Here is a 21,820-nt window from a genome sequence, read left to right as displayed (position 1 = left end):
GGTGAACTGTTCCGTTTCGCGTCATGCGAAGCGGGCCATTGACCAGGGAGTGCCTATGAAAATCGACCCGACCATCAGCGCCGAACTGGCCAGGCTGGAGCCCAACCAGGTTGGCGTGCTTGCCTGGACCTTGCTGGCCAACCCCATGGCCCACCAGGCGGGCGGCGTACCGGGCCAACCGGACCCCGATCCCAACCCCGATTACCCGCAGCCCGAAGAACCGGGCGAGCCGACCATCCCCGATCAACCCCCACCCGCGCCCGTGGCCTGACGCCGCACCGGCCACACCTGGCCGTCGCCGACCACGAACAGCTGGTCGGCCCGGCCGGGGCGCAGCGCATGCCCCCCTGTGAAGGCGCCGAACGCCGGTAGCAGGCTGACCTCTTCCCCAAAGCTGAAACACGGCAGCCGCAGGCTTTGCCGCCCTTTGCCCTGCAAGCGGTACACCGGGTGCACGTGGCCGGCCAGCACCGGCAGCCGCGGGTGCGGCTCGGGTTCATGTTGCAACGCGAACGGCCCCAGCGGCAGCGGCTCGGCCACCACCTCGAACGCCAGCGAGGCAGGCGGGTCGCCGGCGCGGCGGTCGTGGTTGCCGCGAATCAGCGTCACCGCCAAGCCGCCATGCCGATCACGCCACTGCTGCAGCGCCGCCAGGGTCGCCGGCCCCTGGGAGCCGGGGGCGTGGAGGAAATCACCGAGGAAGACCAGCCGCTGGCAGTCATGCCGTGCCAGCAGCCGGTCCAGCACCGCCAGGTTGCTCGCGGTGGTGCCATGGGGCACCGGCTGGCCCAGGCGGCGGTAGGCGGCAGCCTTGCCGAAGTGCGCGTCGGCGATCAGCAGGGCGCGTTGCCCGGGCCAGTAGATGGCCTTCTCCGGCAGCAGCCACAAGGTGGTGCCGTGGAAGTCGAAGGCGTGATGGCCGCTCATGGCCCCGCCGCCGTTTCCAGGTCGCTGACCATGCGCGCGATGCGGTCCGCCAGCTTCTCCGAGCTGAGGCTTTCGCGGAAGCGCTCCACCATCAGCGGAAAGCCCAACGGCGTGGCGCGCTTGAGCGCGTGCAGGTCCAGGCGCTGGCCTTGCATGCGCACCAGCGTCTGTTCCAGGCGCTGCACGTCCAACTCCTGGCGCAGCACTTCTTCCTGGGCCTGGGTCAGCAGCAGGTTGCCGGCGTCGTATTGCTTGAACACCTCGAAAAACAGCCCGCTGGAGGCCTGCACCTGGCGGGTGCTTTTCTGCGAACCGGGGTAGCCGCCGAACACCAGCCCGGAGATACGCGCGATCTCGCGGAAGCGCCGCAACGCCAGTTCGCCGGCATTGAGGCTGGCGAGCACGTCGGCCAGCAGTTGCTCGGGGCTCAGCAGCGTGCCGTTCAGCCACTGCGACCAGTCCACGGCGGTGGCGCTGAGCAGCTCGAAGCCGTAGTCGTTGACGGCGATGGAGAAGGTCAGTGGCTGGCGTTGGCTCATCCGCGAGGCCAGCAGGCTGCCCAGCCCCAGGTGCACCTGGCGGCCAGCGAAGGGGTAGAGGAACAGGTGCCAGCCTTCGCGGGACTTCAGGGTTTCCGCCAGCAGGGTGTCGGGGGTGGGCAGGGCCGACCAGTGCTGCTGCACCTCCAGCAGCGGCCGCACCGCGCGCATGGGCGGGCTCTGGTATTCGCCCTGCGCGGCCAGGCCCAGCTGGCGCACCAGGGCGGCGGCCAGTTCGCTGGACAGCGGCATGCGCCCGCCATTCCAGCGCGGCACGGCGGCCTTCTTCGCGGTGCTGCGCTTGACGTAGGCGGTCATGTTTTCCACCCGCACCAGCTCCAGCTGGCGCCCGGCGAACAGGAAGCCGTCGCCGGGCCGCAGGCGGGCGATAAAGCCTTCCTCGACACTGCCCAGGGAGCGCCCGCCACCGCCTTTGCTCCAGAACTTCAGTTGCAGGCTGGCGTCGCTGACGATGGTGCCGATGCTCATGCGGTGGCGGCGCGCCAGGCGCGCGTCGGGCACGCGCCACACGCCGTGTTCGTCGGGTTCCACGCGGCGGTAATCGGGGTAGGCGGTGAGCGAGTGGCCGCCGTGGCGCACGAACGCCAGGGCCCAGGCCCATTCGTCGTCCGTGAGATCGCGGTAGGCCCAGGCGCTGCGCACTTCGGCCAACAGTTCATCGGGCCGAAAGCCGCCGCCCAGGGCCATGCTCACCAGGTGCTGCACCAGCACGTCCAAGGGTTTGTGCGGGGATTCACGCGGCTCGATCTGCCGCGCCGCCACGGCTTGTTCGGCCGCCGCAGCTTCCACCAACTCCAGGCTGTGGGTGGGCACCAGGGTCACCCGCGACGGCCGGCCGGGGGCGTGGCCCGAGCGCCCGGCGCGTTGCATCAGGCGCGCCACGCCCTTGGCCGAGCCGATCTGCAGCACCCGCTCCACGGGCAGGAAATCCACCCCCAGGTCGAGGCTGGAGGTGCAGATCACCGCCTTGAGCTGGCCGTCCTTGAGCGCGCGCTCCACCCAATCGCGGGTCTCCCGGGCCAGGGAGCTGTGGTGCAGGGCAATGATGCCGGCCCAGTCGGGGCGAGCATCGAGAATCGATTGAAACCAGATCTCCGCCTGGGAGCGGGTGTTGGTGAACACCAGGCAACTGCTGCTGGTGTCGATCTCGCCCACTACCTGGTCGAGCATGCGCAGGCCCATGTGGCCGCCCCAGGGGAAGCGTTCGATGGCCGCCGGCAGCAGCGTGTCGACTTCGATGCGCTTGGCTTCGGCGCCTTGCACAGTGATGCCCTGGCCGGCGCCCAGCAGCACGTCCTGGGCGTGGGCCTGGTTGCCCAGGGTGGCCGAAATACCCCACACGATCAGCCCCGGCTGCCAGCGGCGCAGGCGCGCCAGGGCCAACTGCAACTGCACGCCGCGCTTGTTGCCGATCAGCTCGTGCCATTCATCCACCACCACCATGGCCAGGCTGGCGAATTCTGTCTTGGCGTGCTCGCGGGCCAGCAGCAGGGTCAGGCTTTCCGGGGTGGTGATCAGCGTGGTGGGCAGCCGCCGGCCCTGGCGGGCGCGCTCGGCGCTGCTGGTGTCGCCGGTGCGCAGGCCCAGTGACCAGGGCAGTTGCAGGTCGTCCAGGGGCGCTTGCAGGGCGCGATGGGTGTCGGCGGCCAGGGCGCGCATGGGCGTCAGCCACAGCACCGTCAGCGGCGCGGTGCGCGGGCCGGGCCTGGCGAAACGGTTGAGGGCGGCGAACCACAAGGCGTAGGTCTTGCCGGCGCCGGTGCTGGCGTGCAGCAACCCCGACTGCCCAGCCTTGACGGCCGCCCAGACCTGTTTCTGGAACGCGAAGGGCTTCCAGTGGCGGGCGGCGAACCAGGGTTTGGCGTGGTCGGGCATGGGCGCTGTCCGTGGGGGTTAAACCAGTGACAGCGGGGCGGGCAAGTTAGTTTAGTGTGGTCTGGGCTGCCCTCATCGCGAGCAAGCTCGGCTCCTACGGGATTGATGCGTTCCGTAGGAGCCGAGCTTGCTCGCGATGAGGGCGATAGGGTTACTTCAGGTTGCCACTGAGGAACTGGCGCAACCGCTCGCTCTTCGGGTTGCCCAGCACGTCCGCCGGCACCCCTTCCTCCTCCACCAACCCTTTGTGCAGGAACATCACCTGGCTGGACACCTGGCGCGCGAAGCTCATCTCGTGGGTGACCATGATCATGGTGCGGCCTTCCTCGGCCAGGCCCTGGATCACCTTCAGCACTTCACCCACCAGCTCCGGGTCGAGCGCCGAGGTAGGCTCGTCGAACAGCATCACCTCCGGCTCCATGGCCAGGGCGCGGGCGATGGCCACGCGCTGTTGCTGGCCGCCGGAGAGGAACGCCGGGTACTGGTCGGCGACGCGCGCCGGCAGGCCAACCTTCTCCAGGTAGCGGCGGGCACGGTCCTCGGCCTCGTGCTTGCTCACGCCCAGCACCCGCCGCGGGGCCATGGTGACGTTCTCCAAAACGCTCATGTGGCTCCACAGGTTGAAGTGCTGGAACACCATGGCCAGGCGCGTGCGAATGCGCTGCAGTTCGTCAGGGTCGGCCACGCGCATGCCGTGGCTGTCTTGCACCATGCGGATCTGCTTGCCGTCCAGGCTCATGGCGCCGTCGTTGGGGGTTTCCAGGAAGTTGATGCAGCGCAGGAAGGTACTCTTGCCCGAGCCGCTGGCGCCGATCAGGCTGATGACGTCGCCGGTCTTGGCCTTGAGCGAAACCCCCTTGAGTACTTCGTTGTCGCCGTAGCGTTTGTGCAGGCCATCGATGGTCAGTTTGTACATGGGCAATCAGGTCTCAAGGCGAAAGAAGGTAGCCGCTGCGGTAGGCTTCGCGGCCGGCGACGTGGGCCACCACCATGCCGGCGGTGGCCATGCGCCGCAGCGAGCGGGCGTACATCACCCCGGCCTGGGCGCAGCGCACGGCGGTGATGCGGTCGCTGATGGGGTCGATGACGTCGGCGATCAGTTGGCCGGCGCTCACGACCTCGCCCGGCAGCACATGGAACACCAGCAGGCCGCCGGCGGCGCTGACCACCGGTTCCACCGCCGCCAGGGGCGTGGCCGGGTAGGGCAGTTCGGGCAGCGGCGGCTGCTCGCCGGCGATGGCGCCGTGGTGGGTCAGGTAGTCGATGATCGCCTGGCAGTCGGTGGCGGCGGTGTGGTGGTCGACATCGCCCTGGCCGCGCAGCTCCAGGGTCACCGAGAAGCTGCCCTGGGGAATTTCGAAGCGGTGGTTGAAGCGCTGCTGCAGCTCCCACCACACCAGGGTGAAGCACTCGTCGAACGACTGCCCGCCCGAGTCGGTGGCCAGCAGGCTGGCCTGGGCGCCCAGGTAGCGCGACAGTGGCTCCACCTTCGGCCAGGCCTCGGGCGTGGTGTACAGGTGTGCCACGGCCTCGAAGTCGCAGTGCAGGTCCAGCACCATGTCGGCGTCGCAGGCCAGGCGCTGCAGGATCAGGCGCTGGGACTGCAACTGCGTGGCCGGCACCTGGGCTTCCAGTGCCCGGCGCAGCGCCGCGCGGATCAGCCGCGCATTGTGCTGCGGGTCGTCGCCCAGGTGCGGCGCCACCTCGGTGCCCACTTCGTCGCTGAGGTCGACGAACAGGCGGTTGAAGTTCTGCCCGCTCTCCAGCTCGTAGCGGCCCAGGGGCACGTCCATCAGCACCTGCTCCAGCCCCACCGGGTTGGCCACGGGCACCAGGACGATCTCGCTGTTCAGCTGCCCGGCCTGCTCCAGCTCGGCCAGGCGCTGCTTGAGGTGCCAGGCCACCAGCATGCCGGGCAGTTCGTCGGCGTGCAGCGAGGCCTGGATGTAGATCTTGCCGGCGCCGTCCGTGGGGCCGTAGTGAAAGCTGTGGATCTGCCGGCCGGTGCCTGGCACCGGGCTGATAAGGTCATGGGTGCGATGGTGCATTTCCGGTTCCTAGTGCGCAGGGCCGAGGAAGGCCAGCCAGCGGCGTTCCGCCAGGCGAAACAGGCCCACCAGCGTGAAGGTGATGGTCAGGTAGATCAGCGCGGCGATGCCGAACGACTGGAAGGTCATGAAGGTGGCCGAGTTGGCGTCGCGGGCCACTTTCAGGATGTCCGGCACCGTGGCGGTGAAGGCGACGGTGGTGGAGTGCAGCATCAGGATCACTTCGTTGCTGTAGAACGGCAGCGAGCGGCGCAGGGCCGACGGCATGATCACGTAAGTGTAGAGCTTCCAGCCAGTGAGGCCGTAGGCCTTGGCCGCTTCCACCTCGCCGTGGTTCATGCTGCGGATGGCGCCGGCGAAGATCTCGGTGGTGTAGGCGCAGGTGTTCAGGGCGAAGGCCAGGATGGTGCAGTTCATGGCGTCGCGGAAGAACGCGTTCAGCTCTGGCTGGTTGCGCACCGCCTCGATGCTGTAGATGCCCGTGTAGCAGATCAGCAGCTGGATATACAGCGGCGTGCCGCGGAACAGGTAGGTGTAGAACTGCACCGGCCAGCGCAGCCAGAAGTGCGTGGACACCCGGGCGATGGACAGCGGGATGGACACCACGAAGCCGATGGCGATGGAGGCGGTCAGCAGCCACATGGTCATGGCCAGGCCGGTGATGTGCTGGCCGTCCGAATAGAGGAACGGGCGCCAGTATTGTTGCAACAGTTCAATCATCGCACGGCCTCCCGGCTGCCAGCGCTGTAACGCCGCTCGGCCCAGCGCAACACCACGTTGGAGGCGCTGGTGATCAGCAGGTAGATGACGGCCGCCAGGACCAGGAAGTAGAACAGCTGGTAGGTGCTCTTGCCTGCGTCCTGGGCGGCCTTGACCAGGTCGGCCAGGCCGATGATCGACACCAGGGCGGTGGCCTTGAGCATCACCATCCAGTTGTTGCCGATGCCTGGCAGGGCGAAGCGCATCATCTGCGGGAACACCACGTAGCGGAACCGCTGGCCGCGTTTCAGGCCATAGGCGGTGGCCGCTTCCACCTGGCCGCGCGGCACGGCGAGGATGGCGCCACGGAAGGTTTCGGTGAAATAGGCGCCATAGATGAACCCGAGGGTGATCACACCAGAGGTGAAAGGATCGATCTCGATGTAGTCCCAGTCCATGGCATCTGTGAGATTGGTCAGCCAGGTTTGTAGGCTGTAGAAGATCAGCAGCATCAGCACCAGGTCGGGCACGCCGCGAATCAGGGTGGTGTACAACTGTGCGGGAACCCGCAGCACTTTAAGGCTTGAGAGCTTGGCGCTGGCGCCCAGCAGGCCCAGGCCAACGCTCACCAGCAGTGACAGCACCGCCAGCTTGATGGTCATCCAGGTGCCTTCCAGCAGGATCGGGCCAAAGCCCTTCAGGCTGAATGCCGAAAGCCCCAGGTTTTGTAATAGGTCGTCGAACATGGATGGTGCCTGTGCAGGTAGAAAAAACGCCTTCCCCCGGACGGGAGAAGGCGTCGTTACCAATTGTTACTTGCCGCTGTACAGGTTCAGATCACCGAAGTGTTTCTTCTGAATGGTGTCGTAGGTGCCGTCCTTGTGTAACGCTTCGATACCTTTGTCCAGCAGGGCCTTGAGCTCTTTGTTACCCTTTTTGATACCGACGGCGGTCTTGGCCGGCAGCAGTGGGTCGTCAACCGGCTTGCTGACTTCGTAGTCGGCGCCCTGTGGCGATTTCAGGAAGCCCAGTTCGGCCTGCAGCATGTCCTGGATGGAAGCGTCCAGGCGGCCCGAGGTCAGGTCGGCATAGACCTGGTCCTGGTTGGCGTAGGCCTTGGTGGTCACGCCGGCCTTGTCCAGCACGGCCTTGGCGTAGGCTTCCTGGATGGTGCCCTGCTCGTAGCCCACGGTCTTGCCTTTGAGCGACTCGGGGGTGCTGTAGCCTGCACCTTTTTTGAACACCAGCGCGGTCGGGCCGGAGAACAGTTCGCTGGAGAAGTCGATGACCTTGGCGCGCGCGTCAGTCACGGTCATGGACGAGATCACGCCGTCGAACTTGCCGGCGTTGAGGCCGGGGATCATGCCGTCGAAGTCATTCTCGACCCACTTGCACTCCACTTTCAGCTCTTTGCAGATGGCATTGCCCAGGTCGATGTCAAAGCCCACCAGGCTGCCGTCGGCGGCCTTGGATTCGAACGGTGCGTAGGATGGGTCGACGCCGAAGCGCAATACCTTGTAATCCTTGGCCATCGCGGCGCCAGCAGACAAACATAAGGCCAGTGCAGAAAGGGTCAGCAATGCTTTTTTCATTGTGCAGTCCTTAGAACCTGAGAAGAGCGTACAGGTGTACGCGACATTCGTTACCGGCGGATGCCAGACATCATTCTGATAGCAATTTTCGCACCACAGTACCCGAACGAGCGTTTAAATGGGGCGCCCGGAAGGCTCTGGCGCGGCGGCCTGCCCAAAATCGGGCAGCCCCGCAAACGCGCCCCAAAAGTGGGCAATCAGCTCAACAGGTCTTGCAGCGTAGCCAGACTATCGGCTTCTTCCACCGGCTTGTCATGCCGCCAGCGCAACATGCGCGGAAAACGTACGGCAATGCCGCTTTTATGACGTTTTGACAGGGCAATGCCCTCGAAACCCAGCTCGAACACCAGGGTAGGGCGCACGCTGCGCACCGGGCCGAATTTTTCCACCGTGGTCTTGCGCACGATGGCGTCGACCTGGCGCATTTCCTCGTCGGTCAGCCCCGAGTAGGCCTTGGCGAACGGCACCAGGGTGCGCTCGCTGGCTTCGGGCGGGCCGTCCCACACGGCGAAGGTGTAGTCGCTGTACAGGCTGGCACGGCGGCCGTGGCCGGCCTGGGCGTAGATCAGCACGGCGTCGACGCTGAAGGGGTCGACCTTCCATTTCCACCAGGTGCCCATGTCCTTGGTGCGGCCCACGCCATACAGGGCGTCGCGGGCCTTGAGCATCATGCCTTCCACGCCCAGGCGCCGCGACTGTTCGCGCAGGCGGGCCAGGTCCAGCCAGCTCTCGCCATGCAGCAGTGGCGACAGCTGCAGCACGGGCGCCGCCGTGGCCGCCACCAGACGCTCCAGCTCGGCGCGCCGTTGCCCCTGGGGCCGGCTGCGCCAGTCGTGGCCCTGCCATTCCAGCAGGTCATAGGCCAGCACCACCACGGGCACCTCTGCCAGCAGCTTCTTGCCCAGGGTCTTGCGGCCGATGCGCTGCTGCAGCAGGGCGAACGGCTGCACCTGGGGCTGGGCGTCGGCTTTCCACACCACGATCTCGCCGTCGATGACGGTGCCGTCGGGCAGGCTTTGCTCCAGCGCCATCAGCTCCGGGAAGCGTTCGCTGACCAGTTCTTCACCGCGGGACCAGATCCACAGGCGGCCGTCGCGCTTGACCAGTTGCGCGCGGATGCCGTCCCATTTCCACTCCACCTGCCAGGCGTCGACCGGCCCCAGCAGGGCGTCGAACTGGTCCACTGGCTGCTGCTGCGAGTGGGCGAGGAAAAACGGGTAGGGCTGGCCGCCGCGCTGAGCGTGTTCGTCGGCGGATTCAGCGGCGATCAGCGTGCGGTAGCTGTCGGCGGTGGGCCGGTGGGACAGATCGGTGTAGCCCACCAGGCGCTGGGCCACGCGCTTGCTGTCGATGCCGGCCAACTGCGCCAGCGCGCGGGTTACCAGCAGTTTCGATACGCCCACGCGGAAGCTGCCGGTGATCAGCTTCAGGCACACCATCAGGCTCTGCCGGTCCAGTTGCGCCCATAGCTGCGGCAGGCGCTCGGCCAGGGCCTCCGGCGGCAGGCCGCGCAGGGGCAGCAAGGCTTCTTCCACCCACCAGGCCAGGCCCTGGTCGCTGCTGTGGGCGGTTTCCGGCAGCAGCAGGGAAAAGGTCTCGGCCAGGTCGCCGACGGCCTGGTAGCTTTCCTCGAACAGCCACTCGGGCAGGCCACTGGTGTGCACTGCTATGTCACGCAGCACGCGGCTGGGCACCAGCTGGCGCGGGCGGCCACCGGAAAGGAAATACACCGCCCAGGCGGCGTCGGCGGCGTCGGCCTGGCTGAAGTAGGCCAGCAGTGCGTCGCGCTTGGCGTTGGTGGAGGTGGTTTCGTCCAGGCGCCCGTAGAGTTCGGCAAAGGCTTTCATGCGCTGGCTTGCTCCTCGTCTTCATCACCGTACTCGGTGGTAAAGCCTTGGGCGTCCAGCCCCAGGTCGCGCAGGTAGCGCACCAGCACCGCCACCGAGCCGTGGGTGACCATGACCCGTTCGGCGCCGGTCTGCTCGATGGCCCACAGCAGGCCGGGCCAGTCGGCGTGGTCGGACAGCACGAAGCCGCGGTCCACGCCGCGCCGCCGGCGGGTGCCGCGCAAGCGCATCCAGCCGCTGGCGAAGGCGTCGCTGTAGTCGCCGAAACGGCGCATCCAGGTGCTGCCACCGGCCGAGGGCGGGGCCAGGATAAGCGCCTGGCGCAGGGCCGGGTCGGTCTTCTTGAAGTCGCCGGCGTACTGGGTCTGGGGAATGTGGATGCCGCCCTCGCGGTACACCCGGTTCAGCGGCTCGACGGCCCCGTGCACCAGGATCGGGCCAATGCTGGCGTCGATGCCGTGGAGGATGCGCTGGGCCTTGCCGAACGCGTAGGCGAACAACACGCTGGCCTTGCCGGCTTGGGTGTTGGCCCGCCACCAGTCATCTATTTCGGCGAAGATCTCCCGTTGCGGCTGCCAGCGGTAGATGGGCAGGCCGAAGGTGGATTCGGTGATGAAGGTATGGCAACGCACCGGCTCGAAGGGCGCGCAGGTGCCGTCGGCCTCCACCTTGTAGTCGCCGGACGCCACCCACACCTCGCCCTGGTATTCCAGGCGCACCTGCGCCGAGCCCAGCACGTGGCCGGCCGGGTGGAAACTGAGGGTGACGCCGTGGTGCACCAGGCGCTCGCCGTAGGCCAGGGTCTGCAGGTTGATGTCGGCGCCCAGCCTGGCGCGCAAGATGCCGGCGCCGGGGCTGGCGGCCAGGTAATGAGTGTTGCCGGTGCGCGCGTGGTCGCCGTGGCCGTGGGTGATCACAGAGCGTTCCACGGGCCGCCAGGGGTCGATGTAGAAGTCCCCGGGCGGGCAGTACAGGCCTTCGGGGCGGGCAATGACAAGGTCCATGGGCTGCGGCCTGTGGCAGGGGGCTTAATCGTCAGAGGCTGCGCCACCGCCGGAAGTTCGCTAATTGTGCGCGTTTGCGTAGGGACGTGACTGAGGGTAGGTTGGAGGTTCAAATCACTGAGGATGGCTGCCATGAACCTGCGCTGGATAACGGTTCCGCTCTTGATGCTTGCCGCCAGTGGGCCGGTGCTGGCCGCCGATTGCCCGGAACTGCTGCAAGGGCAGATGACCAAACTGCGCGGCAAGGAGGCCATCGACCTGTGCCAGCGCTTTGCCGGCAAGCCGCTGGTGGTGGTCAACACCGCCAGCTACTGCGGCTTCGCCCCGCAGTTCAGCGGGCTGGAAGGCCTGTACATTCGCTACAAGGACAAGGGCCTGGAAATGATCGGCGTGCCGTCCAATGACTTCAAGCAGGAGGCCCAGGACAGCGCCGAGACCGCCAAGGTCTGCTACGCCAACTACGGCGTCACTTTCACCATGACCCAGCCGGCGCCCGTGCGCGGTGCCGACGCCACCCATTTGTTCAAGGTACTGGCGGAGCAAAGTAGCGCGCCCAAGTGGAACTTTTACAAGTACGTGGTGGACCGCCAGGGCAATGTGGTGGCGAGCTTTTCCAGCATCACCAAGCCCGACGACCCGGACCTGATCGCCGCCGTGGAAAAAGCCATCGCCTCAAAACCCTGAGGCATGAAAAAACCCGCCGAGGCGGGTTTTTTCGTGCTGCAGGTACGTGAATCAGAAGCGGTAGGTAATCGAGGTACCGAAGCCGCTGGCGCTGTTCTTGTACTTGGAGCTGTAGGCCAGCTTGGTAGCCGACACTTCGTTGATCTTCACGCTCTCTTCCCACAGGTAGGAGTAGGCGAAGTCCAGGGTGATGTTTTCCACGGGGGTGTAGCCCACGCCGAAGCTGACGGCCTGGCGGTCGCCGGTAGGGATGCGTGGCGAACGGTCGACGTTGTTGGTAGGCGACTGGTCAACCGAGTAACCGGCGCGCAGCACCACTTCCTTGTTCAGCTGGTAGGCGGCACCGATGGCGTGGGCCCAGGTGTCGTGCCAGTTCTGCTCTTCGGTGATGGTGCTCAGCGAGCCCGACAGCAGCGCAGGCACGCCTTTGTTCTCCACGGTGATGTCTTTCAGGCGGCTCCAGCGGGTCCAGGTGCTGCCGGCGTACACGGTCCAGTCGTCACCCAGCTTCTGGGTCACGGAGAAGTCCACGGATTCCGGGGTGTCCAGGTCCAGCGAGGCGTCGTAGCTGTGGCCGCTCAGGCCCAGCAGGCTGAAGGTGCCGCCGGTGACCTTGGTGTCGCCGTCCAGGTGGTAGTCCACCTTGGAGTGGTAGGTCAGGCCCAGGCTGGTGGTCGGCGTGGCCTGCACCAGGATACCGGCGTTGAAGCCGATGGCGGTGTCGTTGCCGTTGATCTTCACCTTGCCGTCGTTGGTGCCGGGGGTGAAGGAGTTGGGCACCATGGAGCTCAGTTCGCCGTCGATGCGGTTGATGGTCGGGCCGAAACCGATCGACACGATATCGTTGAACGCATAGCTGACGGTAGGCTGGAAGGTCATGACCGAGACCTTGCTCTTGTTGGCGTAGTAACGGCCAGCGAAGTCGCTGTGGTAGTCGGTGATCAGGCCGAACGGCACGTAGAAGCCGACACCGAAGGCCCAGTGGTCATCGATTGGCTGTACGTAGTAACCCATGGGCACGGTAGTCACCGGCACCATGTCGCCACCCTCCTTGCCCCCCAGGGTGGCCTTGGTGTCGCTGATGTCGGTCTTCGCGTCAATCACGGCCGCGCCCACGGTGGCTTGGGCTTTCTTGAGGCGCGACATGCCGGCAGGGTTGCCGTAGATGGTGCTGGCGTCATCGGCAGAAGACGAACGGCCGGCGAAGCCGGTGCCCATGCCGCTGATGCTGGTTTCGTTGATGGCAAAGCCACTGGCGAACAGCTGGGTAGAGGCGAGTGCGACGGCGATGCTGATTGTGGTCTTGAGCATTACTTTTTTCATTATTAGAACTCCATGTGATCACCGAAGCGAAAACTACCAACATTTTCGCCGCGGCGCTATAGCCCGTATCGCAGGAGATAGAGCGGTTTTGTAGGACAATCCGACCAGGCTGGAAGCTTATAAGCTGGCGTTATGCCATGATCTTCAGCTGGCTAATCTGTCAGTAACGGTGATGCAGCTTGCCCAGGCGGCGGTGAAATCCCTTAAACGACCCTGGGGTTGGAAGGTTTGGCGCCATATTCTGGCCATGCCGATAACATCATCGGCCTGTGGCAAGGGCGTTTTCTGCTCTTCGATCAACAGCCAGGCAATAGCCGTGGCGTACCGAAGGTTGACGGTCAATTCCTGATGCGGGCCACTTAAAAAAGCATGCTGGCTGGCGAGCCCCCTCACGAGGCTGGCCAAATCGGGGTCCAGGGCCAGGTAATGGTCCCACAAGGCCTGGTGGCGCAACGCGCCGATGCGGTACAGGCCGTGGCCACGACGATCGTGCAGGGCGGTGCCCAGGGCCGATTGGCTGGCCGCCACGCCCAACAGCAAGGCCTCGGCGGTAGCGCAGTGACGGCCCAGGTACAGCAGCGTCGGGCGTATCACGTACTGGCTCAATTCCCGTGCGGCGATCCCCATAAAACCCTTCGACCTCTCTGTCTGGCCGACGGAACCTGGGTGCTTGGCAGCAGTGAATCGGATGGCTCCGCCGGAAGCGGCTTGGGGCCGCTTGAATTGAAGTGTAGTGTCATATTTGTGCTGTAAAGGGCTGTTTTTAAATTATTTGCCCGTTTGAGGTGGCGGCGTATATGCCCTCAGGTGATAAAGAAACCGGCTTGCAGCACGTAGCAGCGGCCGCAGGCCGCGTCCAAGGCGCCGCGCTGTTCCCGGCACACCGCGATGAACCCGGCCGCCGCCTTCGGCGGCTGCTACAGGGCGCGTTAAGTCATCACCCATAAAAAAGCCCCGCTCATGGCGGGGCCTTGGGTGCAGCCTGGGCGTTTTAGGCGACCAGTGCCTGGCGCGTACGGTCGATCACGGCCTGCAGCGGCTCGGCGCTGGAGTATTGCTCCGGGTACAGGCGTTCGCTGTGGCGGGCAATACCGTGCTCGTTGACGACGGTGAAGCTGAAGCAGCCTTTGCGAGCTGCCATGATCAGGCAGTTCAGCGGTGCGAAGGCGTTAGTCAGGGTGCGCATGGCGTCTTGGGTATGAATAGTGTTCATAGTTATTGGATGTTCCTGCAAAAGACACGGATATGATCCGTGCACACTAAAAACGTTCCAGTAACGCGGGCCACCATTGGCCGGACGAAGAACCTGACTGGAACAAAGCAGCCAGTGTGAGCGCATTTAAAATGTGGCGCTTGGGCTGACCGGTAGGTACTTAGGAGGACAGGCAACACACCGGGGCAAAGGTTCGCTGCCCGTGGGTGAAGATCCTGATCAATCAGCAGGTTGGTTAGGTCAGAGTAAAGAGGCTTGTCAGCGATGCCTGGCGTTGGCCACGGCTCGTGAAGTGTTTACCTGGAAACCATCGAGTAGGTCGGGTCCGCTGTTTCAGCAGGGGGTTCGCTTTGCTGCGAACGACGTGCTGGAGGACTGTGTCGACCAGAAATTGACTTTCAGCTTGGTACTAACAGTGGCAAGCCTAACTGATAGCCTGGGTGACTTGCAAGTGTTTTTTCAATTCACCTGCTGTATCACCGGCGGCCCGGGGTGCACCCTTGTGCCTCAGATCAGCAGCAGACCAGTTTGCCTACAAAAACTCGCCCTGTGAAGCCCCTGAAGTCGCTTTTTCGCGCCCCACGCTTGACAGGGAGTACGAAAATGGTGCGGCCCCGTGCCTCCATTCAGGGCGGTTGTACACATGTGGCAATGAAACCGTCATGTCCCTGCAAACGCCTTGCCGAAAGTTCCCCTACGCCGCATTGAAAATTTAAGTCAATGAAAAAAAACGCTTTTTTTAACTGGTGAAAAAATCGACAGTTTGACTGGAGGCCCTATTCTACAAGGGTTTGCGGGCGGGGAAGGGCGGTTGTCCACTGACTTATCCACAGCTTCTGTGGATTGTCCCGAGCGCTTGCTCTAGCACGGGCGTACCCGGATATTTCATGTTTCTTACCAAGTCGCCAGCGGATTTTGTCAATGGTGGGAGGGGGTAAAATTTCATCGGCCGGGCGCTGATATTTTTTTTTCCAACCGATGCAAACACGTGCGGCTATCGCCCGACCGGAGGCATTCACCTGTACGGGTTTGCCGCCAGTCGTCGCTTCGCTCAGACTGTGACCTTTGTTAGAACGCGGTGGAATTTGAAATGGCATTTGACATCACCAGCCTGTTGCTCGGCCTGCTGCTGGCGGGGGCGCCGAGCCTGGCGCTGGCCTGGGGCATACAGCGTCGCCTGAGCGCTTTGAGCGCCGAGTCGGCGCTGTGGCAGGAGCGCCTGACCACCGCGCAATTGGCCCAGGACGGCCTGAGTGCGCAGCTCGATGCCAGCCGCGACGAGGTCAGCGACCTGTCCCAGGCCAACGCGGTCAAGCAGGCGGAGCTGGCGGCCCAGGGGCGTGAGCTGGACCTGCTGCAGATCGAGCGCGACAACGCCCGCGATGCCGCCCACGCCTGGAATATCGAGCGCAGCGGCAAGGAAGGCGAGTTGCGCCGCCTGGATGCCCAATGCGCGGCGTTGCAGGCCGAGCTGCGCGAGCAGCAGGACAGCCACCAGCAGCGCCTCACCGACCTGCAGGGCTCGCGCGACGAGCTGCGGGCGCAATTCGCCGAGCTGGCCGGGAAAATCTTCGACGAGCGCGAACAGCGCTTCGCCGAGACCAGCCAGCAGCGCCTCGGGCAACTGCTGGACCCGCTGAAGGAACGCATCCAGTCGTTCGAGAAGCGCGTGGAGGAAAGCTACCAGCAGGAGGCCCGCGAGCGTTTCTCCCTGGGCAAGGAACTGGAACGCCTGCAGCAGCTCAACCAGCGCCTGAGCGACGAGGCCACCAACCTCACCCAGGCCCTCAAGGGGCAGAAAACCCAGGGCAACTGGGGCGAGCTGATCCTGGAGCGCGTGCTCGAGCATGCGGGCCTGGAGAAGGGCCGCGAGTACCAGACCCAGGTCAGCCTCAAGGGGCCCGACGGCGAGCGCTTCCAGCCGGACGTGCTGATCATGCTGCCGGGCGACAAGCAGGTGGTGGTGGACTCCAAGGTCAGCCTCACGGCGTACCAGCAGTACATCAGCGCCGATGACCCGGCGGTGGCGCAGACGGCGCTCAAGCAGCACGTGCTGTCGCTGCGCAACCACGTCAAGGGTTTGTCGGGCAAGGACTACAACCGCCTGGAAGGCCTGCACAGCCTGGATTTCGTCCTGCTGTTCGTGCCTATCGAGGCAGCGTTCTCTGCGGCGTTGCAGGCCGAGCCCAACCTGTTCCAGGAGGCCTTCGACCGGCAGATCGTCATCGTCAGCCCGACCACGCTGCTGGCCACCCTGCGGGTGATCGACAGCCTGTGGAAACAGGAGCGCCAGAGCCAGAACGCCCGGGAGATCGCCGAGCGCGCCGGCTGGCTGTACGACAAGTTCGTGCTATTCATCCAGGACCTGGACGAGGTGGGCAACCGCCTGCAGCAGTTGGACAAGGCCTACAGCGCGGCGCGCAACAAGCTCACCGACGGCCGTGGCAACCTGGTCAGCCGCACCGAGCAGCTCAAGCTGCTGGGCGCCCGCGCCAGCAAGAGCCTGCCGGCCGACCTGCTGGAGCGCGCCATGACCGACGCCGAGGGCGCCTCACTGCCGGCTGAGGTGCCGGTTCAGTAAGGCACGCAGCGCCGCCGGTTTCACCGGCTTGGCCAGATAGTCGAGGCCGGCGGCGTGCACCTGGGCCAGTATCTCGGGGCGGCCGTCGGCGCTGATCACCATGCCCGGCAGGGGCGCGCCCAATTGCGCGCGCAGCCAGGCCATCAGCTGCGGGCCGGTGTCGCCTTCGTCCAGGTGAAAGTCCACCAGCGCCAGGTGCGGGCGCATGCCCTGGGCCAGCAGCTGGCCGCAAGTGGCGCGGTCGCGAGCGGTGAACACCTGGCAGCCCCAGCGGCTGAGCAGGCTGTGCATGCCCATGAGAATGCTGTCCTCGTTGTCCACGCACAGCACCTGCAGGCCGGTGAGGTCCTGGCCCTTGCTGGCGATGGCGGTGACTGGCGCGCTGGTTTCGGCGGCCGCCAGCGGCACGCGCACACTGAACACGCTGCCCTTGCCCGGCCATGAGCGCACCTGCAGGCTGTGGCCCAGCACCCGGCACAAGCCGTCGGCAATCGCCAGGCCCAGGCCCAGGCCCTTCTCGGCGCGGGTCTGGTGGCTGTCCAGGCGCTTGAACTCCTCGAAGATCACCTGCAGCTTGTCCTCGGGGATGCCCGGGCCACGGTCCCACACCTCCAGGCTCAGGGCGTCACCCTGACGGCGTACGCCCAGCAGGATCGGGCTCTTGCCGTAGCGGAAGGCGTTGGTCAGGAAGTTCTGCAAAATACGCCGCAGCAGCTTGATGTCGCTGTTCACCCGCAGCTTCGACGAGCGCAGGTGGAACGCCAGGCCTTGCTCCTGGGCCAGGGCCTTGAACTCGGCGCCCAGGGTGTCGTACAGGTCACCCAGGGCGAAGGGCTTGCTGTCCGGGGTGATCTTGCCGTTTTCCAGGCGCGAGATGTCCAGCAGGTCGCTGATCAGGTCCTCGGCCGAGCGCAGCGAGCTGTCCAGGTGCTGCACCAGTTGCTGCGCTTCGCCGGACAGGCCGTCGCCCTGGTGCGACAGCGCCGCCGAGAACAGCCGCGCAGCGTTCAGCGGTTGCATCAGGTCATGGCTGACCGCGGCCAGGAAGCGCGTCTTCGACTGGTTGGCGGCTTCGGCGGTGTTGGTGGCCTGGGTCAGCGCCTGGTTGAGCTGCGACAGCTCGTGGGTGCGCTCCGCCACGCGCTGCTCCAGGCCCTCGTTGGCGGCGGTCAGAGCCTGTTCCGCCTCGCGGAACGCGGTAATGTCGGTGAAGCTCATGACGAAGCCGCCGCCGGGCATGGGGTTGCCGATCAGCTCGATCACCCGGCCATTGGGGAACAGCCGTTCGGAGGTGTGCGCACGGCCCTGGCGCATCCAGTGCAGGCGGCGCGCCACATGCACCTCGGCTTCGCCGGGGCCGCACAGGCCGCGCTCGGCGTTGTAGCGGATGATGTCGGCAATGGGCCGCCCGACGCTGATCAGGCCGTCGGGGTAGTTGAACAGTTCCAGGTAGCGGCGGTTCCAGGCCACCAGGTGCAGCGACTGGTCGACCACGCTCACGCCCTGGCTGATGTTCTCGATGGCGCCCTGCAGCAGCGCCCGGTTGAACTGAAGCACTTCGCTGGCTTCGTCGGCGATCTTGACCACATCTTCCAATTGCATGTCGCGGCCTTCGATGGCCGCGCGCACCACCGCGCGGGTCGAGGAACTGCCCAGCACGCCTGCCAGCAGGCGCTCGGTGTGGGCGATCCAGTCGTTGTCGGCGCTCTGGCTGGGGTCGAAGCCGATGCCCTGGCGGTAGGCGAAGCGGATGAAGCTCTGGCGCGCCCGTTCTTCGCCGACGAAACGCGACGCCAGGGTCAGCAGGTCTTCGATCTGCACCGACAGCGGCAAGCGGCCGCCGGGGCGGGCGCTGGTTTCCTGGCCGATGAAGCGGCCGGCCTGCCAGTGCTCCGAGACCCGCGTGCGCGACAACGCCGAGACCCAGGCGAAGAGGGTGAAGTTGCCGGCGAGCGACAGCACCACGCCCAGGGTCAGCGGCGTGATGGGCAGGCCCATGGCGTCGTCGTGCAGCCAGGCCAGGCCCGGGAACACATGCAGCGACAAGCCCAGGCTGTGGGCCGCCAGTGGCAGCACCAGGGTGTAGAACCATACGAAGGTGCCAGCGGCAAGGCCGGCGAACACGCCGCGGCGGTTGGCTTTTTTCCAGTACAACGCCCCCAGCATGGCCGGCGCCAACTGGGCCACGGCGGCGAAGGCGATCTGGCCGATGGTGGCCAGGCTGGCGGTGCTGCCCAGCAGGCGGTAGCTGACGTAGGCGAGCAACAGGATCATCACGATGCTGATGCGGCGCACCGACAGCATCCAGTGGCGGAACACCTCGAACGGCCGCTCGGCGCTCTGCCGGCGCAGCAGCCACGGCAGCAGCATGTCGTTGGAGACCATGGTCGACAGCGCCACGCTGGCGACGATGACCATGCCGGTGGCGGCGCTGGCGCCACCGATGAACGCCAGCAGCGCCAGGGCCGGGTGGGATTCGGCCAGGGGCAGGCTGATGACGAAGGAATCGGGAATTACCGAGCTGGGCAGGCGCAGTTGCCCGGCCAGGGCGATGGGCACCACGAACAGCGCGGCCAGCACCAGGTAGGCGGGGAATACCCAGCGCGCCAGGCGCAGGTCCTGGGGCTCGATGTTCTCCACCACGGTGACGTGGAACTGGCGGGGCAGGCAGATCATCGCCATCAACGCCACGCCGGTCTGCACCACCATGGACGGCCAGTTGATGGTCTCCTGCCAATAGGTTTCCAGGCGCGGCGCCAGGCTGGCCTGGCTGAGCAGGTCGTCGAAACCATCGTAGAGGCCGTAGGTGATGAAGGCGCCCACGCCCATGAAGGCGAACAGCTTGACCAGGGCCTCGAAGGCGATGGCCAGGACCATGCCGCGGTGGTGCTCGGTGACGTCCAGGCTGCGGGTGCCGAAGACAATGGTGAACAGCGCCAGCACCAGCGACACCACCAGGGCCGTGTCCTGCACGCGGGTGCCACTGGCGTCCGCGCCGGCACCGATCAGCAGGTTCACGCCGAGCACGATGCCCTTGAGCTGCAAGGCGATGTACGGCAGCACGCCCACCAGGCAGATCAGCGCCACCACCACCGCCAGCGATTGCGACTTGCCGTAGCGGGCGGCGATGAAGTCGGCGATGGAGGTGATGTTTTCCTGTTTGCTGATCAGGATCATCTTCTGCTGCACCCACGGCGCGAACACCATCAGCAGCACCGGCCCCAGGTAGATGGGCAGGAACGCCCACAGCTGCTCGGCGGCCTGGCCGACGGCGCCGAAGAAGGTCCAGCTGGTGCAGTACACCGCCAGCGACAGGCTGTACACCCAGGCCCGCAGGCGCGGCGACAACGGCGTGGCGCGCCGGTCGCCGTAGAAGGCAATGGCGAACATGACGGCCATGTAGGCCAGGGCAACCGCGGCGATCAGCCCGCTGGACAGCGACATCAAAGGCTCCGTTGCAAAGGAAGGGCCCCCGTAGCAGCGGCCACAGGCCGCGTCACCGGCGACGCGCCGGGGCAGGAAGACCGGGTGGGCCAGGACGCGGCCTGGCGGCCGCTGCTACGGGGTAGCGTGGTGCGTTCAGTCTCGCATGGCGCGGGGCGGCGCGTCAGCGGCGACGAAGGTCGCAGGCCAGGCTCAGGTCCACCAGCTCGTGCATCTGCTCGATGCTGGGCGCCGATTCGGCGAACAGGATGCGGTACACCACCGGGGCGACGATCAGGTTCAGCAGGTGGTCGGCATCGGGCGCGGTGTCGCCGCGCAGCCTGGCGCGCTCGATGATGGTCTGCAGCTGGCCGCGCAGCACGGTGGCGCACTGGAACGAGCAGCCGCTGGCGATGAAGTCGCGCATCATGTTGCGCCCCGGCTCCGAGTTCATCTCGTCCAGGTACTGCTCGGCCCAGGCCAGCAGGTCGCCGCGCAGGGTGCCGGTGTCGGCAGGGTCGCTGTCTGGGCGCAGGCGCGCCAGGCTGACATCGGCCAGCAGCGCGGCCAGCTCGCCCCAGCGCCGGTAGATGGTCGATGGGGTGACGCCGGCGCGGCTGGCGATCAGCGGCACGGTGAGGGTGTCGCGCTCCTGCTCTTGCAGCAAGGCGCGGACGGCCGCGTGTACGGACTCTTGCACACGGGCACTGCGGCCGCCCGTGCGAATACCTTCTTTGATAGCCATGCATGTACCTTAACACAAAGCGTTTGCTTTAAGCGCGAAGCAGGTGCAGACTCCACTAACGCAATAAATTAGCTTTAAGGAGCCCGCCATGTCCAACGTCTTCTCTGCGAGAAACAGCCTGGCCTACCTCTCGGTGGTGCTGCTGACCTTCCTGGCCGCCTCCAGCGCGCCGACGCCGCTGTACCATCTGTACCAGGAGGCCTGGCAGTTTTCGCCGGGCATGCTGACGATGATCTTCGGCGTCTACGCCCTGGCTCTTCTGGCAGCGCTGCTGACTGTGGGCGCGTTGTCGGATTATATCGGCCGGCGCCCGGTGCTGCGCATGGCGCTGGTGCTGAACATGGTGTCGATGCTGGGCTTTATCTACGCCCGCGACGTCAATTGGCTGCTGGCCGCGCGCATCCTCCAGGGCTTCGCCACGGGCATGGCCACCAGCTCCCTGGGCGCTGCGCTGCTGGACAACGACCGGCAGAAAGGCCCGCTGCTCAACAGCCTGGCGCCGCTGCTGGGCATGGCCCTGGGCGGCCTGGGTAGCGGCCTGCTGGTGCAGTACGCGCCCATGCCGCTGAGCCTGGTGTACATCGTGCTGCTGGTGCTGCTGGTAGCGCAGGCGGGTTTGCTGGTGTGGCTGCCGGAAAGCGTCAGCGCCCAGCCCGGCGCGCTGGCGTCGCTGCGCCCACGCCTGGCCGTGCCCGCCCAGGCCCGCGCGGCGGTGTGGCGCATGCTGCCGGTGAACACCGCGGTGTGGATGACCGGCGGCTTCTTCCTGTCGCTGGCACCGTCACTGGTGCGCGCCGCTACTGGCGCCACTTCGAACCTGATCGGCGGCGCGCTGGTGGCGACCCTGACCCTCAGCGGCGCGGCGGCGATTTATGCCCTGCGCGCCAGCGCCGCTGACAAGGTGCTGCGCCTGGGCACCGTGCTGCTGCCCATCGGCGTGGCGCTGGTGCTGGTGGCGGCCAGCCAGCAGGTGCTGGTGCTGTTCTTCATCGGTGCGGTGATCGCCGGCGCCGGTTTCGGCAGCGGCTTCCTCGGCTCGGCCCGCAGCGTGCTGCCCCTGGCCCACGCCCACGAGCGCGCCGGGCTGATGTCGACCTTCTACGTGCTCAGCTACCTGGCGTTCTGCGTGCCGGCCATTCTCGCGGGCTTCCTGGTGCGCAGCGTTGGCTTGCTGGCCACCAGCGAAGGCTACGGCCTGCTGCAGATTGCCCTGTGCCTGGCCGCCCTGCTGGGCATGTGGCTGCGCCGGGATGCGCGAGCTATATCTGCATAATCGATGACCTATAGCGAAACTACCCG

The 21,820-nt window shown here is 65.9% G+C and carries 18 protein-coding genes; 4 read left to right on the top strand and 14 right to left on the bottom strand.

The window, feature by feature from the left end:
- Nucleotides 1-55 precede the first annotated feature (55 nt).
- On the top strand, nt 56-271 hold the full coding sequence (locus tag RAM80_RS10755) for a hypothetical protein (protein WP_416426377.1): 216 nt from the start codon (nt 56-58) through the stop codon (nt 269-271).
- Here the strand turns inward: RAM80_RS10755 and pdeM are convergent.
- The 9 genes from pdeM to RAM80_RS10710 form a co-directional block, all read right to left on the bottom strand.
- On the bottom strand, nt 244-927 hold the full coding sequence (gene pdeM / locus RAM80_RS10750) for a ligase-associated DNA damage response endonuclease PdeM (protein ID WP_416426375.1): 684 nt from the start codon (nt 925-927) through the stop codon (nt 244-246). The genes RAM80_RS10755 and pdeM overlap by 28 nt on opposite strands.
- Nucleotides 924-3,362, bottom strand: coding sequence for a ligase-associated DNA damage response DEXH box helicase (locus RAM80_RS10745; protein ID WP_416426373.1), 2,439 nt, complete (start codon nt 3,360-3,362; stop codon nt 924-926). Before RAM80_RS10745 ends, pdeM begins: the two co-directional genes overlap by 4 nt.
- 151 nt (nt 3,363-3,513) lie before the next feature.
- Nucleotides 3,514-4,278: an ABC transporter ATP-binding protein gene (locus tag RAM80_RS10740; RefSeq protein WP_416426371.1), complete on the bottom strand. Its 765-nt coding sequence runs from the start codon at nt 4,276-4,278 to the stop codon at nt 3,514-3,516.
- 13 nt (nt 4,279-4,291) lie between these two features.
- Entirely contained in the window at nt 4,292-5,410 is a 1,119-nt protein-coding gene (locus RAM80_RS10735) for a succinylglutamate desuccinylase/aspartoacylase family protein (RefSeq protein WP_416426369.1), read from the bottom strand.
- Between the two features lie 9 nt (nt 5,411-5,419).
- The gene (locus RAM80_RS10730; RefSeq protein WP_416426368.1) at nt 5,420-6,130 is read right to left on the bottom strand and encodes an ABC transporter permease; all 711 of its coding nucleotides are present in this window, start codon (nt 6,128-6,130) and stop codon (nt 5,420-5,422) included.
- Nucleotides 6,127-6,855 (bottom strand): ABC transporter permease, encoded by a 729-nt coding sequence (locus RAM80_RS10725; RefSeq protein WP_416426366.1) that lies wholly within the window; start codon nt 6,853-6,855, stop codon nt 6,127-6,129. Before RAM80_RS10725 ends, RAM80_RS10730 begins: the two co-directional genes overlap by 4 nt.
- Nucleotides 6,856-6,921: 66 nt before the next feature.
- Nucleotides 6,922-7,701, bottom strand: coding sequence for a transporter substrate-binding domain-containing protein (locus tag RAM80_RS10720; protein ID WP_416426365.1), 780 nt, complete (start codon nt 7,699-7,701; stop codon nt 6,922-6,924).
- Between the two features lie 197 nt (nt 7,702-7,898).
- Nucleotides 7,899-9,548 carry an ATP-dependent DNA ligase gene (locus RAM80_RS10715; RefSeq protein ID WP_416426364.1) on the bottom strand — a complete coding sequence of 550 codons (1,650 nt, stop codon included), beginning with the start codon at nt 9,546-9,548 and terminating at the stop codon, nt 7,899-7,901.
- A complete protein-coding gene (locus RAM80_RS10710) occupies nt 9,545-10,552 on the bottom strand; it encodes a ligase-associated DNA damage response exonuclease (protein WP_416426363.1) in 1,008 nt (335 codons plus the stop codon). Before RAM80_RS10710 ends, RAM80_RS10715 begins: the two co-directional genes overlap by 4 nt.
- 132 nt (nt 10,553-10,684) lie before the next feature.
- Between RAM80_RS10710 and RAM80_RS10705 the strand changes: the two genes are divergently transcribed.
- A complete protein-coding gene (locus RAM80_RS10705) occupies nt 10,685-11,236 on the top strand; it encodes a glutathione peroxidase (protein ID WP_416426362.1) in 552 nt (183 codons plus the stop codon).
- A 51-nt stretch (nt 11,237-11,287) separates the two neighbouring features.
- Here the strand turns inward: RAM80_RS10705 and RAM80_RS10700 are convergent, their stop codons facing one another.
- From RAM80_RS10700 to RAM80_RS10690, 3 genes are all read right to left on the bottom strand, one after another.
- Nucleotides 11,288-12,559 carry an OmpP1/FadL family transporter gene (locus tag RAM80_RS10700; protein ID WP_416426361.1) on the bottom strand — a complete coding sequence of 424 codons (1,272 nt, stop codon included), beginning with the start codon at nt 12,557-12,559 and terminating at the stop codon, nt 11,288-11,290.
- 144 nt (nt 12,560-12,703) lie between these two features.
- Nucleotides 12,704-13,186 (bottom strand): hypothetical protein, encoded by a 483-nt coding sequence (locus RAM80_RS10695; RefSeq protein ID WP_416426360.1) that lies wholly within the window; start codon nt 13,184-13,186, stop codon nt 12,704-12,706.
- A gap of 364 nt (nt 13,187-13,550) precedes the next feature.
- On the bottom strand, nt 13,551-13,772 hold the full coding sequence (locus RAM80_RS10690) for a hypothetical protein (RefSeq protein ID WP_416426358.1): 222 nt from the start codon (nt 13,770-13,772) through the stop codon (nt 13,551-13,553).
- 1,204 nt (nt 13,773-14,976) lie between these two features.
- On the opposite strand from RAM80_RS10690, the gene rmuC reads away from it, so the two are divergent.
- Nucleotides 14,977-16,353 (top strand): DNA recombination protein RmuC, encoded by a 1,377-nt coding sequence (rmuC, locus tag RAM80_RS10685; RefSeq protein WP_416427453.1) that lies wholly within the window; start codon nt 14,977-14,979, stop codon nt 16,351-16,353.
- Here rmuC and RAM80_RS10680 read toward each other — a convergent pair.
- Nucleotides 16,324-19,797: a NahK/ErcS family hybrid sensor histidine kinase/response regulator gene (locus RAM80_RS10680; RefSeq protein ID WP_416426357.1), complete on the bottom strand. Its 3,474-nt coding sequence runs from the start codon at nt 19,795-19,797 to the stop codon at nt 16,324-16,326. The genes rmuC and RAM80_RS10680 overlap by 30 nt on opposite strands.
- Before the next feature lie 163 nt (nt 19,798-19,960).
- Nucleotides 19,961-20,521 carry a TetR/AcrR family transcriptional regulator gene (locus RAM80_RS10675; RefSeq protein ID WP_416426356.1) on the bottom strand — a complete coding sequence of 187 codons (561 nt, stop codon included), beginning with the start codon at nt 20,519-20,521 and terminating at the stop codon, nt 19,961-19,963.
- A gap of 88 nt (nt 20,522-20,609) precedes the next feature.
- Between RAM80_RS10675 and RAM80_RS10670 the strand changes: the two genes are divergently transcribed.
- Nucleotides 20,610-21,794: an MFS transporter gene (locus tag RAM80_RS10670; RefSeq protein WP_416426355.1), complete on the top strand. Its 1,185-nt coding sequence runs from the start codon at nt 20,610-20,612 to the stop codon at nt 21,792-21,794.
- The last annotated feature ends 26 nt before the right edge of the window (nt 21,795-21,820 follow it).

It is taken from the genome of Pseudomonas sp. App30 (assembly GCF_047947025.1).
Classification (GTDB): domain Bacteria; phylum Pseudomonadota; class Gammaproteobacteria; order Pseudomonadales; family Pseudomonadaceae; genus Aquipseudomonas.
The sequence above is the reverse complement of the archived record's forward strand: the minus strand, read 5'-3'. Positions and strand labels throughout refer to the sequence as shown.